We start from the raw sequence: 15,348 nt of genomic DNA, 5'->3' as shown, positions 1-15,348 counted from the left end.
CGAGCACCGCGCTCGGCAGGTCGACCGGCGCGCCCCGGCTGCCCCGCATCGCGGGCAGCAGCGGCACACCCGCCAGGACGAGTGCCGCCAGCGGCACGTTCACCAGGAACACCGCGCCCCACCAGAAGTTCTCCAGCAGCAGGCCGCCCAGCGGCGGGCCGAGTGCCATGCCGGCCGGGTAGGTGTTCATCAGCACCGCGAAGGCGACCGAGAACCGCCGGGGGTCCGGGAACAGGCCCCGGATCAGCGAGACGGCGGCGGGCATGAGCGCGCCGCCGGCGATGCCGAGCAGCGCGCGCCAGGCGATGAGCGCTTCCGCGTTCGGCGCGTACGCGGCGCCGGCCGAGGCGGCGCCGTAGCCGGCCATGGCGACGACCAGCATCCGGCGCCAGCCCAGGCGGGTCCCGAGCCGGCCCATGAGCAGGCCGATCCCCATGGTGAGGAACTGGTCGGTGTGCAGGATCCAGAGCATCTGCGTGCTGCCGGGGGCGAGCGCCTCGGCGACGGACGGCGTGGCCAGGAACATCACCGTCATGTCCGTGGCCGTCATGAAGACCGGCACCGCCAGCACGGCGAGGGCGAGCCACTGCCGCCAGGACACGGGCGTGGACACGGGCTTCGTCCGGACCTCGGCCATCGGGGGACCTCTCGGTGATCGTTTGTGTGAACACCGAAAGGGTCACCGGGAGCGCACTCGGTCCGGTGTCGGTCCGCTGTCGGACGGGCCGGGGGGCGCTGCCGGGGTGTACGCGGCCCGGCCTACCCGGCGGGCTCCGCGCCGTTCAGGGTGCGCTGCATGAGGATCGTGCCGACCCACCGCCCGTTCTTGAACCCCACCTCCGTGAGCCGGCCCACCTGCGTGAACCCGTGCCGCCTGTGCAGCTCCGCGGAGGCGTCGCTGCCGGTGTCGGCGATGACCGCGATGATCTGCCGCACGTCCGTCCACGTGCACCGGTCGACCAGCTCCGCGAGGAGCGCACCGCCGATGCCCTGCCCGGTCCGGTCGGGCGCGAGGTAGATCGAGTTCTCGACGGTCCGCCCGTACGCGGGCTTCGGCCGCCACGGCCCCGCGTAGGCGTACCCGGCGACGGTCCCGTCCACCTCGGCGACGAGGAACGGCAGCCCGCGGCCGGTCAGTTCCGCCAGCCGCTCGTGCCAGTGGCCGACGGGCGGCGGGGTCAGCTCGAAGGAGATCACGGTGTGGTCGACGCAGTGCGCGAAGATCGCGGCGGTCGCCGCCATGTCGTCGGCGGTCGCGGGGCGGATGACGGCCTTTGCCGGAGAGGTGGACACATGACCATCGTGCGCCGGGCGGGGGGTGCGGGTGGTGCCCGACGGGCGCGGGGGTGCCTGCGAGGCGGGAGCGCTCCGGGCGGCGGTACGGGCGCCGCGGGTGTCCTACGGGCCCGCGGCGTCCGCGATGCGGGCCGTGATGCGGTCGACGTCGGTGCGTTCCGCGGGCGGCAGGGGGCGGATGCGGGCGGCCTCGGCGAGGAGGCGGGCCGCGTCGCCGGCGTCGCCCGCCAGCGACGCGGCGCCGGCCAGCCCCTCGGTCGCCAGCGCCACCGCCCGCGGGTCGGACGCGGCGCGGGCCAGCGCCAGGCTCTCGCTGTGCCGGGCGCGGGCCCGGTCCGCGTCGCCGCGCTGCTCGGCGGCGAAGCCGAGTTCGGCGAGGACGTAGGCGAGCCCCGAGCGGTAGCCGTCGTCGCGGTGGGCCCGCTCCGCGGCGTGCAGATGCTCCTCGGCGGCGTCGAGCCGGCCCTGCCGGCGGGCGGAGGTCCCGAGGCCGACGCGGGCGTGGACCACGCCGTGGTGGAAGCCGCGCTCGCGGGCGACGTGCAGCGCACGCTCGTAGTGGGCGTCGGCGCGGGCGTACGCCCCGGCGAGCGTGGCGAGCCGGCCGAGCTGGGAGTACTCCTCGACCACGACGGGCCACAACTCCAGCTCCTCGGCGGCGGCGAGCCCCTTCCGGTGCAGCCGCCCGGCGCGCTCGTAGTCGCCGCCGACCTCGGCGAGGACGCCGAGCAGCCGCAGTGCGTGCGCCTGCCCCCAGCGGTCGCCGGCCTCCCGGAAGAGCGCCAGCGCCTCCTCGCCCTCGCGGCGGGCGCGGCCGGGCTCGCCGAGCCGCAGCGACTCCCAGCCGAGCACGTCGAGCGCGGCGGCGGTCGCCCACCTGTCGCCGTCCCGGCGGAAGTCGCCGAGCGCGCGGTCGACTTCCCGTACGGCGGCGGGCAGATCCCCGCCGTCGGCACGGGCGAACCCGAGCAGCCACCGCTGCCGGGCGGTACGGACCGGGGGCAGCTCACCGAGGGGCGCACCCCCGGGCATGCGCTCCCACGCCTCCAGCGCGGCCCGCCACACCAGCGCCCAGGAACGCGGGGTCCCTCCGGCCGCGGGGTCCGCGGCACCGGGACCCGGCTCCGGCCGCCGCGCGCCGCCGGGAAGGTGTGCGGGATCCTGCGGGGCCGGACGGCCGGGCACCCCCGGCCGGGCGGAACCGTCCGGTCCCACCTCGCCGGCCGGCGCCGGGGGACCACCCCGCCCGGCCCCGCCCCGCGATCCGGCCGTGCCGCGAGGATCCGCCGTGCCGCCCGGCCCCGGAGTACCCGGGGCGGCCTCCGGCCCCGCCGCCAGCGCGTCGCCGAAGGCGCGGTGGGCCTCCCGGTAGCTGCCGCGCAGGAACCAGTACCAGCCCAGCGCCCCGCACAGCCGCAGCGCCGCCTCGCCCTCTCCCCGTGCCACGCAACCCGCCAGCGCCGCCCGCAGGTTCGCCGTCTCCGCGTCCAGGCGGCCCAGCCACTCCTGCTGCTCGGGGCCGCGGAGCCGGGCGTCCGCCTGCTCCGCGAGGCGCGTGAAGTGCACGGCGTGGCGGGTCGCGTACGCCGCCGTCTCCGCGGCCTCCGCCAGCCGCTCCCTGGCGTACGCCGCCACGCTCTCCAGCAGCCGGAACCGGCCCGCCCCCGCGTCGTCCACCGTGATCAGCGAGCGGTCCGCCAGCGCCGCCACCGTCCCCGCCACGTCCTCGCGCGCCACCCCGGGACCCGCGGCGACCGCCTCCGCCGCCCCCAGGCCGAACCCGCCCGCGCACACCGACAGCCGCCGCAGCACCGCCCGTTCGCCGGCGTCGAGCAGCTCCCAGCTCCAGTCGAAGGCCGCCCGCAGCGTGCGCGCGCCCGCGCCGAGGAGGCGGAACCTGTCGTCCAGCCGCGCCGCGACCTCGCGCAGCCCGAGCGTGCGCACCCGCGCCGCCGCCAGCTCGATCGCCAGCGGCAGGCCGTCGAGGCGCCGGCAGACGGCCGCGATCTCCGCGTCGTCCGCGGCGAACCCGGGGACGGCATCCGCGACCCGCTCGCGGAAGAGCCGTACCGCCGCCTCCGTGGGCAGCGGCGCGACCGCCGACTGCCGTTCGCCGGGCACCGCCAGCGGCTCGCGCCCGGTGGCCAGGACCCGCAGCCCCGGGGCGGCGCCCAGCAACGCCACGACCAGCCGGGCCGCCGGTACGGCCAGGTGCTCGACGGTGTCGAGGACGAGCAGGAGGCGCCGGGCGCCGAGTGCCCGGCCGAGGTCGCCCCGGACGCCGAGGGCCGCCGCGATCCGCTCGGCGAGGACGGCGGGGTCCCGGCGGGCCCCGGCGGCGTCGACACCGGCCAGTTCCACCACCCGCGCCCCGCCTTCGGCGCTCGCCGCGACCTCCAGCGCCAGCCGCGTCTTGCCCACCCCCGCGGGGCCGGTCAGCGTGACGAGCCGGTGCGCGCGGAGCAGCGCCCGGATCTCGGCGACGGCGTCGTCCCGCCCGACGAGGGCGGTGAGCCCGGCATACGGCACGGTCCCGGCGGACGCGGCGAGGGCGGCCGACTCCGGCCCGGCGGGCGCCGCAGGCTCCGTACCGGCCCCGGGTTCTGCCGCGGCCTCCGTAGCCGACGGGTGTGCCGTACGCGCTACGCCCCCCGCGGGCGATGCGCCTCCCGTACCCGGCCCCGCCCCCCGCTCCAGCGCGGGGTCCTGCCGCAGCACCGCCTCGTGGAGCGCCGTCAGCTCCCGCCCCGGGTCCACCCCCAGCTCCTCCGCCAGCCGGTCCCTGATCTCCCGGTACGCCGCCAGCGCCTCCGCCTGCCGGCCGTCGAGGTAGAGCCCGCGGATCCGTACCGCGTGCAGCCGTTCGCGCAGCGGATGCGCGGCGAGCATCGCCGGCAACTCGTCCGCCAGCGCGCCGTGTTCGCCCCGCCCGACGCGCTCCTCCGCCAGCCCCTCGAACGCCGTGACCCGCCGCTCCTCCAGCCGCTCCGCGGCCGCCCGCGCGAACGGCGCCTCCGCGAAGCCCGCGAACGCCGGCCCCCGCCACAGCGCCAGCGCCTCCCCGTACCGCCCCGCAGCCGCCAGCTCCGCGAACCGCGCCGCGTCCACCCGGTCCGGCTCCGCCCGCAGCCGGTAGCCGTGCGGGGCCCGCTCCACCAGGGCCCGGCCGCCCGGCTCGGCCGCTTCCAGCGCCCTGCGCAACTGGGCCACCTTCGACTGAAGGGCCCCCGTGGCCCCCGCGGGCGGCGTGCCCTCCCACAGGTCCTCGATCAGCGTCCCCGCCGGCACCGCCCGCCCGTGGTGCACCAGCAGGTCCGCCAGCAGCGCGCGCACCTTGGCGCCCGGCACGGCGACGTCCTGCCCCGTGTCGGTCCAGACGGCGAGCGGTCCCAGCACACCGAAGCGCATCCGGCGATCGTAAGCCGACGGTCAGTGGACCGTCAGCGCGGCTCCGTAGCGTCGTCGTCGTACCGGGGAACGCACACCGCGCCCCGGGAAACCGAGGAGCGACATCATGTCCGAGTCCATCGTGGTCTTCCCGCAGCCGAACGCCGACCCCAAGGGCACCCGCACGGTCTTCGAGTCCGGCGGCCGGCGGCTCACGCTGCTCGCCGTCCCGGACGAGACGGAGGCGGCGCCGGCCATCGCCGGTCTGGTGGGGGAGGGCGCCGGGCTGGTGGAGCTGTGCGGCGGCTTCGGCCCGGTGGGGGCGGCGAAGGTGATCGCCGAGGTCGGGGACCGGGTGCCGGTCGGGGCGATCGGCTACGGCAGCGAGTCCCTGGCCGCCATCTCCCGCTTCCACCTGACGTTCCTGTCCGGCCAGGACCAGTCCGAGCTGTTCCTGATCCTGCTGCCGGGTGCGGACCCGGAGCGGGACCGGCTGGTCGTGGAGCGCCCCGGCGGGTTCACCTTCAGCGCGGTCGCGGTGCCGGACCTCGCCGCGGCGGAGAAGGTGGCGCGGGAGGCGAAGGTGGGCCTGATCGAGCTGTTCGGCGGCTTCGGCGCCGACGCGGCGGCCCGTATCCACGAGGTCGCGGGGGGCACGCCGGTCGGCTCGATCACGTACGGCATCGAGTCGATGGACGCCGCCGCCGCCTTCCGCGCCGCCTGACCCCGGGGTCCGGGTGCTACGCGCCGCCCTGCCCCGTGCCCGGCAGCCCGAGCAGGTCCTCGGTGCTGCCGGCCTCGGCCGGCAGGGCGTCGAGGGCCGCGACGATCGTCCGCTCCTCGAAGCGGAAGTGGGACTCCACGATCGCGCTCAGCCCCTCCAGTTCGCCCCGCACCCGCGCCGCGTCCCGCTCGCCGGGGTCCTCGGGCACCTGGTCGAGGACCCGCTCCAGGCTCTGCAGGAGGCCGCTCATCATCGCGTGGTCCTCCTCCATCTTGGCGATCAGCGGCCGCAGTTCGGGGTCGCGCGCGGCGAGCGCGGGGAAGGCGCCGCGGTCCTCGCCGGTGTGGTGGGAGGTCAGCGCGGTGCAGAAGGCGAGGCAGTGGGCTTTGAGGTCGCGCGGCCGGGGGCCGCCGTCCAGGTAGGCGTCGGTCTCCCTACGGAGCCGGGCGAGCTCCGCGCGGAGCCCGCGGTGGATGGCGAGGAGTTCGTCGCCGAAGGCGACGAGCCGCGCACGGGATTCGGGGGACATGGCGCCATCTGATCACGGCGGCCCCGCCCCCACGGGAGGGGGTCTCCCGGCCCTACGGGAGGGGGCCTGGTGGCCCCTCGGGACGGGGCCTGGTGGCCCCCGGTTACCAGGGGCTGGCCAAGTGACCGTCAAGCATCGGCCAAATCCCCGGCATGACCCGCGCCGGGCGGCTCACCAGCGCATACGCTGCACGCACGGTCCTGTCCCTGCCACGGGCGGCGTGGCAGGGACAGGAAACGGGGCCGGTCGCGTACGGCCGGGTTCAGGGCGTGCGGCCGATGAACGCCAGCAGGCGGGTCTGCACGTCGGCGCTGTCCGGGACCTCGACGCGCGGCCCGTAGTGGCCGCTGTCGCGCAGCACCTCGTCCATCGGCAGCATCCCCGCCAGCAGTGCGGCGCACTTGGCCGGATCCAGGTGCTCGTCCTGGCCGGTCGCCCGCGCCAGATCCCAGGTGTGCATGAAGACGTCGCTCGTGTAGAAGCGGTCGATCGCCTGGGCCAGCGGCAGGTCGCCGGTCTGGGGGTGCGAGAGCGTCCTGCCCGCGGTGGCCGGGTCGTCCAGCAGCGACTGCACGGCGTCGTTGTGGACCTGCCAGGCCGCCACCGGGTCGTCGTCCGCGGAAGGACCCTGCGGCAGTTCGATGCCCGCGCCCGTCTTGAGGAAGCCCGGGAACCACTCGACGAGGTGCCGCACGACGTCCCGCGCGGCCCACCCCTCGCACGGCGCCGGGTCGTCCCACCTGCCCGCCCCGACGCCGCGGACGCGCGCGGTGAAGCCGGCGGCGATCCGGCGGTGCTCTTCGGCCGCCTGGGTGCCGTCGAGCAGCGCGTCCAGCCGCTCGTACCCCTCGCGGATGCCGGTCTCGGCGCCGCTGGCGATCATCCCGTCGCGGGATTCGAGGGAGTCGAGCAGCGACGTGGTGGTGAGCCGGGTGCGCCCGCCGAGGTCCTCGAAGACGGCGGTCTCCAGGCTGACGCTGTCGGGCATGCCCTCGTAGGTGAAGGTCTGGACGATGCGCTCGGCGGGGCGCACCTCGTGGAACACGCCGTGGAAGGCGTACTCGTTGCCCTCCTCGTCGGCGTGGACGTAGCGGTACGAGCCGGCGGTGCGGGCGTCGTACCGGTCGATGGTCATGGTCAGCCCGCGCGGGCCGAGCCACTGGGCGACGAGGTCGGGGTCGGTGTGCGCGCGGAACACCCGCTCGGGCGGGGCCTCGAACTCCCGGGTGATCACGATGGTGGGCAGCGCGGGGTCGACGGCGATCCCGGTCTCGTTGCGGTGGCGGGTGGGCGTGGTGCTCATGATGCTTCTTCCTTCGTCGTCCGGGGGTGCGCCGCCGGTGGTCGCTCCTGGGCGTGCATCCGCTCCAGGACGGCGTCCAGGCGGCGGTAACGGTCCTCCGCCGCGCGCCGGTAGCGCTCTATCCACTTCGTCATGAGGTCGAAGACCTCCGCCTCCAGGTGGCAGGGCCGCCGCTGGGCGTCCCTGCTGCGGCTGACCAGGCCGGCGTCCTCCAGGACGCGGATGTGTTTGGAGACGGCCTGCACGCTGACGTCGTACGGCTCGGCCAGCTCGTTGACCGTGGCGTCGCCCGCGGTGAGGCGGGCGACGATGTCGCGCCGGGTCGGGTCCGCCAGGGCGGAGAACACCAGCGACAGCCGTTCGTCGGGCTCGGGCTTGGGGACCGAGGTCATCTCACGTCCTCAACTGTTTGGTTGAATACACGCTAGCCCGGACGCGGGCACGTAGTCAACCGTTCGGTTGAATAGCCTGGTGGCTACCGCTGGGGGAGTCCGCAGCTCGCGCCCGGACGGGCCGGGAGGAAGGGGAAGCGCAGCCGGTAGCGGTGGCGGGAGACCAGGCGGTAGACGGCCGATGCGGGGCGGCGTACGGGCCGGGCGGCCAGCGCGCGGCCCAGGAGCCGGCCCGCGCGGTTGCCGCTGCGCAGGGTGCCGGCGATGGCCATGGCGCCACCCGGCGGCGCGGTGGCCGCACGGGGCCCGGCGGGCGCGTGCCCCACCTCCTCGACCAGCACCACCTCGCGCAGCAGCCGCTCCTCCGGCACCCCGTACACCGCCGGGTCCACCGACTGCCACGGCACGATCCGCACCCCCGGCGCGAACCGCCGGCGCCCGAAGTCGGCCCACCCGGTGCAGAACCCGCAGTCACCGTCGTACAGCAGCAGCATCCCGCGCCTCCTCCGTCTCGTGCGGTGTCCCGCTCGTCCCCTCCAGCATGTGGTGGTGCGCGAGGCCGGGCAAAGCCGGGGGCAGCTCCGGCGGCAGCGCGAGCCCCGCGCGGGCGAACAGCCCGCGGTACTCGGCCAGGGTGCGCTCCCGCCCCGCCGTCAGCACCATCATCTCCACGTCGCTCAGCGCCATCGCCACCTCGGCGTCCGCCCGCGTACGGTCCCCGCCCGCCGCCTCCGGCAGGACCAGCGCGGGCACCAGCACCCGGCCGCCGGGCCGCAGCGCCGTCCGGCAGGCGCGCAGCACGCGCACGCAGTCGTCGTCGCCGAAGTTGTGCAGGATGTTCTTCAGCAGGCAGGCGTCGGCCGGGCCGCCGTCGCCCGCCGGGACCGCGGCGAAGAAGTCGCCCGCCACCAGCGTGCACCGGTCCGCCACCCCCGCCGCCCGCAGCACGCCGGGCGCCGCGGCGAGGGCCGCGGGCCGCTCCAGCAGGGTGCCGCGCAGGTGCGGGTGCGCGCGCAGCAGCGCGGCGAGCAGCGTGCCGTCGCCGCCGCCGACGTCCACGAGGTGGCGGATGCCGCCGAAGTCGAAGCCCGCGAGCACCGGTTCCGTGACCGCGGCCGTCACCGTGCCCATCGCCTCGTTGAACCGGGCCGCCAGCGGCCCGTCCGTCTCCAGCGCCGCGAAGAGGCCGGTGCCGTGGGCGTGCTGGAAGGCGGAGCCGCCGTCGCGTACGGCGTCCTCCAGCGCCCCGTACGCCTGCCACACCGCCGGGTCGCCGTACAGCTCCGCGAGCCGGCGCAGCCGCGGGTCGTCGCGGAACAGCTCGCCGAGCAGGGTCAGTTCGTAGCGCCCGCCGGGGCGTACGGTCAGCAGGCCCAGCGCCGTCGCGGCGCGCAGCAGGCGGCGCAGGGAAGGACCGTGGGTGCCGGTGGCGTGGGCCAGGCGGTCGGCGGGCAGCGCGGTGCCGGCGAGCGCGTCGGGGATGCCGAGGCGGACGAAGGCGCCGGTGATCCGGGAGAGCGCGAAGCCGTAGACCAGGGTGCCGGTCGCGGCCCGTACGGCGGCGGCCTCCTCGGCCCCCCGCCCGCCGGGCCCGCGCCCGGCCTCCTGCCCGCCCGCGGCATCGGCGCCCTGCCCGGGGCGCTCCCGCCCGGCCGCGCGCAAGGCCCCCTGCCCGCCCGGCGGTTCCGCGCCGCGGCCGGCCCCCGCAGGCCGCGTCCCCTCCTGCCGGTCCCGCCCCCGTGTCCGCTCCCCGCCCCCGTCGTGCGTCGGCTCGCTCATGCCCCGGCCCTTCCCCTCGGCGTCTCCATGCCCCGGAACGTAGGACCGCCGCCCGCGCCCGCGCATCCGCAGTTCGCCGGAGGGGCCGCGGCACACCAGCGGGCTACGGGGGATTGACAAACCCGGTCCCGGGCGCGCTGCCCCCGCCCGTACCCGAACCGGCCCGTGGCGTCAATCCTCAGAACTCCTCCGTACCGGCCGCCAAGACGGTGCATTGACCGGATGCCGGGCCCCGCCGGCGCACCTAGCTTCGGAGTCTCCCGACGAAAGGAGAGGGTCATGACCACGACCCTTCAGCCCCCCACGACGGCCGACTCGCGCATCGCCGTCTGGGCGCAGAAGAACGCGGCGGAGCACGACGAGCACTTCGTCGCCCCGACCGACCGCGTCGTCCCGGTGCTCTTCACCCCGCTGATCGCGCTGACGGTCGCCGGGGCGGTCGGGTGCGCGCTCGGCCCGGCCACGGCCTTCGCCACGGCCTTCGGCTTCCACGACGGCACCTCGCCCGACGCCCCCGGCGGCGCCGCGCTCAGGGGACGTTCGGTCGACCAGTTGACCGGCGGCCACCCGGGCATGGTCTGACGGCCGGCCCGCACCTCAGCCGCCGTACGGCCTGACGTCCCGGCACCGCCCGCACCTCGGTACCACCCGGCGTCCGGCCGGCCGCGGCGCTCCCGGGCGGACGGCACCCCGCCGCCGCCCGGGAGCGCACTGCCGTTCCGCCAGAAGGGAGACCCACCCGTGACACCCTCCAGTGCCCCACCCCCGTCCGGCACCGCCCGCCTGCCGGCGGGCCGGTTCGCCGACCGGCTCTACGGCGGCCGGGACGACATCGACTCCGTGTTCCGCAAGCTGGAGCTGATGACCTCCGTCGGCGCCACCATCGGCGCCGTCGAGCAGCTCGCCACCGCCGAAACCCTCGCCGACGACGGCCTGTTCGCCTGGCCCGTGATGCGGCTGCGCGCCCCCCTGTGGTGGCGCCGTGCCGGGGAGGAGCGGCTGGAGAAGGTCTTCGGCTACCCCGGCATCGTCGGCCTGGTGCAGACCCGCGCCCTGACCGGCCTCGGCCTGGTGCTGCCCGGCGCCACCCGCGCGCAGCGCGGCGTGCTGGCCGCGACCATGTGCGGCACCGCGCACGGCCTGCACACCCGCATGGGCGGCTTCGGCCTCGACGGCTCCGACCACCTGACGTTCGTCAACTACGCGGTGTCCGCCGCCGAGAAGGCGTTCGGGCACGACCCGCGGGCCCGCGAGATGCTGGTGCGCTTCCTCGCCGCGCAGGTCTGCATGGCGTACTTCACCTCGGGCGCGGCCAAGCTCATCTCCCCGGTGTGGCGCGACGGTACGGCGATCCCGGAGATCTTCCGTACGAGCACCTTCGGCGACCCGCTGTTCCACCGCGCCGTACGCGACCGGCCGTGGCTGGCGAAGTCGGTGGCGTGGGCGACGATCCTCGGCGAGATGGCGTTCCCGCTGGTGCTGGTCGCGCCGAAGCCCGTGGCCCGCGGCATCCTGGCCTCCGGCACGGTGTTCCACCTCGGCAACGCCCGCTTCATGGGACTCAACCGCTTCGTCTGGTCCTACTGCTCCACCTACCCGGCGCTCGCGCACGTCTCCCGCTCCCTCGGCCCGCGCGCCCGCACCGCCGCCCCGGCCGGCTCCCCGGCCGGCTCCCCGGCCGCCTCTCTGACGGCGAGTGCCGCCACCGCGGGCCGCCTGCTCCGCGCCGCCGCGGGACCCCGCGGCGCCGCCGCCGTCACCGCGGGCGCCGGTCTCGCGCTGCTGGCCGGCGCCGCCGTCCGGCAGGCCGGCCGCGCCCGCGACGCCCGGCTGCGCCGCGACGCACCCGGCGAACTCCTCACCGTCGCCGGCCGCACCGTCCACGTCCTGCCCCGCAACTCCGCCGCGGACGGCCCCTCCGTCGTCTTCGAGAACGGCCTCGCCGCCCCCGCCACCCAGTGGGGCTGGGTGCAGCGCGGCCTGGACCCGCGGACGCCCAGCGCCGCGTACGACCGGCCCGGCATCGGCTGGAGCGACGCCGCCGACCGGCCGCAGGGCCCGGACGAGGCCGCCGACGTCCTCGCGGAGACCCTGCGCACCCTCGGGCTCAAGCCCCCGTACGTCCTCGTCGGCCACTCCATCGGCGGCCTGCTGGTCCGCACCTTCGCCCGCCGCCACCCCGAACTCACCGGCGGGCTGGTGTTCGTGGACGCCACCCACCCCGAGCAGTTCGTGCGCTCCCCGCGGCAGCGCGAGGCCCTGCCCTGGATCCGGCAGCGCATGACGACGACCGGGTTGCAGGCCGCGCTCGGTCTGCTGCGCTACTCCAGCCGCCCGCAGCAGATGAGCGGGCTGCCGGCGCCGCTGGGCGAGGCCACCGAGCGGATCGTGCGCCGGCCGCGGCTGTGGCGCACGGCGCGCGAGGAACTGGCCGAGTCGCAGCGCACCTGGTGCCCCGACGCGCGCCGCCCGCTGCCCGCGACCGACACCCCGGTCGCGGTGGTCACCGCGGGCGAGACGGTGCGCAGCGACCCGCTGCACGCCGAGTTCCAGCGGGAGCTGGCGCTGCTGTCGACGGTGTCGCGGCACGACGTCGTGGAGGAGGCGGGACACGAGTCGCTGGTGCTGGACGAGGCGCACGCCGCCCATGTCGTACGGGCCGTGGAGTGGGCGCGGACCCGCGCGGCCGGGGGCGCCGCCCCGGTCGTACCCCCGAAGGCCGGGAAGACCGCGAAGGCCCGGCCCGCCCCCGACAGCGCCTGAGGAGACCGCACATGACCACCTCCACCGCACTCCCGCGGGCCGCCGCCCGCTACGGGCTCTACGGCGTCCTCGCCTCCTGGCTGGGGCTCACCGCGGCCAAGCAGTTCCGCAAGACCCCGAGGTTCCTCACCCGCATCGACCCCATCAACACGGCGATCCCCGTCACCACGTTCTTCGCCCCCAACCCCGGCCGCTCCGACATCCACGTCCTCAAGCGCGAGCGGCTGGCGGACGGCGGCACCACGGAGTGGACCGAGTACCCGATGCTGGAGCGGCGCACGATCCGGCACATGCTCTGGCACCCCGGGCGGCGGGTGGAGAAGCTGCTGCCCGACACCGTCTCGGAGCTGACGCAGCTCGCCCTGGACGAGAAGCGCATCGAGGTACTGCAGTTGACCATCCCCTATCTGGCACTGCTCACCTTCGTCACGCACCACTGCCCGCACCCGCCGGGCTCCCGGCAGGTGCAGTTCCTCGTCGTGTCCTCCGGCGGCTTCGACGAGGAGGAGGAGCCGCGCACGCTCTTCGCCTCCGACTTCCACGAACTGCCGGAGAAGGTCCGCACCTGACGGCCGTACGCGACCCGCACGCGTGACCCGCGTATGCGGCCGCCTCCGCACCCGGCGTACCGCGCCCCCCTCAGGCGCGGTGCGCCGGGTGCGCGATCAGCGACTGCTGCAGCGCGGCGATCACCGCCTGCGTACGGTTCCCGGCGCCCAGCTTGCGCAGGATGTGCCCCACGTGCGTGGACACCGTGGCGGGGCTGATGCACAGCGAGCGGGCGATGGCCCCGTTGGACATGCCCGCGGACATCAGGCTCAGCACCCGCTGCTCCCGCTCGGTCAGCACGTCCACGGCGACGGTCAGCGGCCCGCTGAGCACGTCGCTCAGCCGCCGCGACACCCGGCGCAGCAGCCGCGGCGAGACGAACAGGTCCCGGGAGGCGGCCGCGTACAGACCGGCCGCGGTGTCGAACACCGAGTCGTCCGGCAGCATCACGGCCGACGCACCCAGCGCCAGCGCCTGTGCCACCTGGCTCTCCTCACCCCCGCACACGACGGCCAGCGGCCGCGGCCGGCCCACGCCCCCGCCTGCTCCGGTACCCGCCCCGGCGCCGGCACCTGCCCCGGCGCCGCCGTCGTCTGGCCCGTACTCGGCGGTCCCCCGCGGCGGCGCCAGCCGCCGGAACTCCCGTACGGACTCCCCCGTGGCCGCGGCCGGCCGCGCCAGCCAGACGTCCACCCGCCCGGCCTCTGGGCGGGAGACGGCGTCCGCCACCACGGTGCTGCTCAGCACGATGTCGATGTGGAATCTGTCGAGTGCGAGCCCGAGCACGTGCGACAGGTGCCGGCGGTCAGGCGTCACGATCCCAATGGAAAGCACGCGAACTCACCTCACTGATACGGAAACGGTCGCGCAGAAAAACCCGACTGGTCAATGCGCAAGCTACCGCCCTACCGGTGGGTGACCCGCGCGTGGGACCCGGCGGATCGTGCCCGGTTCGGCCCGTTTCCGCGGCCGTCCGCCGGGCCCTGAACGGGTGCGACGGCACCGCCCGCCCGGCCCGCGGGGCCCGCTTGTGGGGAAAACAGCCCTGTATCGTGGCCGACTTCCGCCCCACCCGTAGCGGAACCATCCTGTCCGCAGTCGCGTCCGAAGAAGCTGAGTTGATCACGACAAAGGACAAGGACACAAGCGACTGTATGGGTGCGAACACAAAGAAGTGGGCGTTACTGGCCACGGTGGCCGCGGTGCTGCTCGCCGCGGGCTGCGGGGACGACGGCGGCGACGGCGGCGACGCCGCTGACGGCGGGGCCCCGCTGGCGGAGGAGTGGCGGACGCAGGCCGTGGCGCACGAACCGAAGGACGTGTGGCTGCCGCCGCTGTGGGTCACCGGTGACACGGTCGTCGGTATCAGCACCGAAGGAGTCACCGGCCACGACGCCAAGTCCGGCAAGGCCGCCTGGGAACTGGCGCCGCCGGAGGGCGCGGGACAGCCGTGCGCCGCCTCGCCGGCCGTGAACGCCGAAGGCGTCGGCGCCGTGCTGTTCGGCCCGGCCGACGCGAAGCCCGGCGACGACTCCTGCGCGGTGCTGGCGGTGGTCGACACCAAGAGCGGCAAGCTGCTCTGGAGCAAGGACCTGACCTCCGGCGACAGCGCGTACCCGAGCGCAGACGTCATGCCCGTCAGCGTCGGTGAGGAGGCGGTCACGGTCGAGCTGATCGAGGACGGCCTGCACCGCTTCTCGCTCGACGGCGAGGAACTGCCCACCCCCGAGGTGACGGTGGGCGAGCAGTGCGACGACTTCTACGTCGACTGGCGGCACAGCGCCACGTACCTGGTCGCCGTCGTGGACTGCCCCGACCTGACCGGTGCCGAGAACCACATCGCCGCGTACGACGCCGTGAGCGGCGAGGAGCTGTGGACGGGGGCGGACTTCACCGACGAGGACCAGCCCGCCCGGGTCGAGATCCTCACCGACGAGCCGCTGACGGTCGCCACGCAGGAGCGGCTGGTGTCGTTCGGCGAGGACGGCAAGGTGCTGACCGACCTGCCGCTGAAGCGTCCCGACGGGTATCTCCACCTGGACCCGGGGGACTTCACCATCCGGGACTCGGTGCTGGTCACCAGCTACGACGACGCCACCAACGACTACGTGGGCATCGATCTGACCACCGGCAAGGAGCTGTGGAAGAAGGAGTTCGACTTCGCTCCGCACCCGCTGGCCCCCGGCAGCGGTTCCGGCGGCGAACTGGTCGCGCTCCGCGACGGCATGATCGAGGGCGAGAACGCCATGGGCGAGTACCTGGCGCTGTGGGACGCGCGGAAGGGCGGCGAGCCGTCGACCGCCGGCATGCTGCCCGAGAACGCGGGCTCCGCGCAGGCCGTGGCCAGCAGCGACGACGGCGGTGTGCTGTACGTGCTCGCCGAGCCCGAGGTCGGCGAGGAGGCGCTGCAGATCGAGGCGTACCGGCGGTAGCGCGCCGGGCGGGGCCGCCGTCGTGCGCCGGAGCGGACGGCGGCGCCTCGTGCCCGGCCGCGGGTGCAGACCTCAACTCGGCATCCCCGTACGGCAGTCGGGGACTCCGGCTAGCCCCAGGCGCGGGCCGGGGGATGGCGCCCGCAGCCAATGGGGTGGCAGCCGGAGGGAACCGGCGGCGGCGCCGCCCTAGC

At 76.0% G+C, this 15,348-nt stretch carries 13 protein-coding genes and 1 pseudogene; 5 read left to right on the top strand and 9 right to left on the bottom strand.

Annotation, left to right across the window (positions count from 1 at the left end; translation table 11 throughout):
- Positions 1-22: 22 nt before the first annotated feature.
- From ACFYVJ_RS28825 to ACFYVJ_RS28815, 3 genes and pseudogenes are all read right to left on the bottom strand, one after another.
- A pseudogene (locus ACFYVJ_RS28825) lies at positions 23-550 on the bottom strand (MFS transporter); the annotation flags it as partial.
- 209 nt (positions 551-759) lie between these two features.
- Positions 760-1,293 carry a GNAT family N-acetyltransferase gene (locus ACFYVJ_RS28820; protein ID WP_388897446.1) on the bottom strand — a complete coding sequence of 178 codons (534 nt, stop codon included), beginning with the start codon at positions 1,291-1,293 and terminating at the stop codon, positions 760-762.
- Between the two features lie 105 nt (positions 1,294-1,398).
- The gene (locus ACFYVJ_RS28815) at positions 1,399-4,704 is read right to left on the bottom strand and encodes a BTAD domain-containing putative transcriptional regulator (protein ID WP_388897443.1); all 3,306 of its coding nucleotides are present in this window, start codon (positions 4,702-4,704) and stop codon (positions 1,399-1,401) included.
- Between the two features lie 106 nt (positions 4,705-4,810).
- On the opposite strand from ACFYVJ_RS28815, the gene ACFYVJ_RS28810 reads away from it, so the two are divergent.
- The gene (locus tag ACFYVJ_RS28810) at positions 4,811-5,407 is read left to right on the top strand and encodes a DUF6506 family protein (RefSeq protein WP_388897440.1); all 597 of its coding nucleotides are present in this window, start codon (positions 4,811-4,813) and stop codon (positions 5,405-5,407) included.
- 16 nt (positions 5,408-5,423) lie between these two features.
- Here ACFYVJ_RS28810 and ACFYVJ_RS28805 read toward each other — a convergent pair whose 3' ends face one another.
- The 5 genes from ACFYVJ_RS28805 to ACFYVJ_RS28785 all read right to left on the bottom strand — a co-directional run bounded on the left by ACFYVJ_RS28805 (position 5,424) and on the right by ACFYVJ_RS28785 (position 9,410).
- Positions 5,424-5,936 carry a hemerythrin domain-containing protein gene (locus ACFYVJ_RS28805; RefSeq protein WP_388897437.1) on the bottom strand — a complete coding sequence of 171 codons (513 nt, stop codon included), beginning with the start codon at positions 5,934-5,936 and terminating at the stop codon, positions 5,424-5,426.
- 262 nt (positions 5,937-6,198) lie between these two features.
- The gene (locus ACFYVJ_RS28800) at positions 6,199-7,239 is read right to left on the bottom strand and encodes a TIGR03086 family metal-binding protein (RefSeq protein WP_388897435.1); all 1,041 of its coding nucleotides are present in this window, start codon (positions 7,237-7,239) and stop codon (positions 6,199-6,201) included.
- Positions 7,236-7,631: an ArsR/SmtB family transcription factor gene (locus tag ACFYVJ_RS28795; RefSeq protein WP_388897432.1), complete on the bottom strand. Its 396-nt coding sequence runs from the start codon at positions 7,629-7,631 to the stop codon at positions 7,236-7,238. The genes ACFYVJ_RS28800 and ACFYVJ_RS28795 overlap by 4 nt, the downstream gene beginning before the upstream one ends.
- Positions 7,632-7,714: 83 nt before the next feature.
- Positions 7,715-8,125 (bottom strand): thiol-disulfide oxidoreductase DCC family protein, encoded by a 411-nt coding sequence (locus ACFYVJ_RS28790; protein WP_388897429.1) that lies wholly within the window; start codon positions 8,123-8,125, stop codon positions 7,715-7,717.
- On the bottom strand, positions 8,103-9,410 hold the full coding sequence (locus ACFYVJ_RS28785) for a methyltransferase (RefSeq protein WP_388897426.1): 1,308 nt from the start codon (positions 9,408-9,410) through the stop codon (positions 8,103-8,105). Before ACFYVJ_RS28785 ends, ACFYVJ_RS28790 begins: the two co-directional genes overlap by 23 nt.
- Positions 9,411-9,689: 279 nt before the next feature.
- Between ACFYVJ_RS28785 and ACFYVJ_RS28780 the strand changes: the two genes are divergently transcribed.
- The 3 genes from ACFYVJ_RS28780 to ACFYVJ_RS28770 all read left to right on the top strand — a co-directional run bounded on the left by ACFYVJ_RS28780 (position 9,690) and on the right by ACFYVJ_RS28770 (position 12,742).
- Positions 9,690-9,992 carry a hypothetical protein gene (locus ACFYVJ_RS28780; protein WP_388897424.1) on the top strand — a complete coding sequence of 101 codons (303 nt, stop codon included), beginning with the start codon at positions 9,690-9,692 and terminating at the stop codon, positions 9,990-9,992.
- A gap of 159 nt (positions 9,993-10,151) precedes the next feature.
- Positions 10,152-12,173 (top strand): alpha/beta fold hydrolase, encoded by a 2,022-nt coding sequence (locus ACFYVJ_RS28775; protein WP_388897421.1) that lies wholly within the window; start codon positions 10,152-10,154, stop codon positions 12,171-12,173.
- A gap of 11 nt (positions 12,174-12,184) precedes the next feature.
- The gene (locus ACFYVJ_RS28770; protein ID WP_388897418.1) at positions 12,185-12,742 is read left to right on the top strand and encodes a hypothetical protein; all 558 of its coding nucleotides are present in this window, start codon (positions 12,185-12,187) and stop codon (positions 12,740-12,742) included.
- A gap of 70 nt (positions 12,743-12,812) precedes the next feature.
- Here the strand turns inward: ACFYVJ_RS28770 and ACFYVJ_RS28765 are convergent, their stop codons facing one another.
- Positions 12,813-13,538 (bottom strand): response regulator transcription factor, encoded by a 726-nt coding sequence (locus ACFYVJ_RS28765; protein ID WP_388897415.1) that lies wholly within the window; start codon positions 13,536-13,538, stop codon positions 12,813-12,815.
- A 338-nt stretch (positions 13,539-13,876) separates the two neighbouring features.
- On the opposite strand from ACFYVJ_RS28765, the gene ACFYVJ_RS28760 reads away from it, so the two are divergent.
- A complete protein-coding gene (locus ACFYVJ_RS28760; protein WP_388897413.1) occupies positions 13,877-15,154 on the top strand; it encodes a PQQ-binding-like beta-propeller repeat protein in 1,278 nt (425 codons plus the stop codon).
- The last annotated feature ends 194 nt before the right edge of the window (positions 15,155-15,348 follow it).

Source organism: Streptomyces sp. NPDC004134 (assembly GCF_042874195.1).
Taxonomy (GTDB): Bacteria; Actinomycetota; Actinomycetes; order Streptomycetales; family Streptomycetaceae; genus Streptomyces.
The sequence above is the reverse complement of the archived record's forward strand: the minus strand, read 5'-3'. Positions and strand labels throughout refer to the sequence as shown.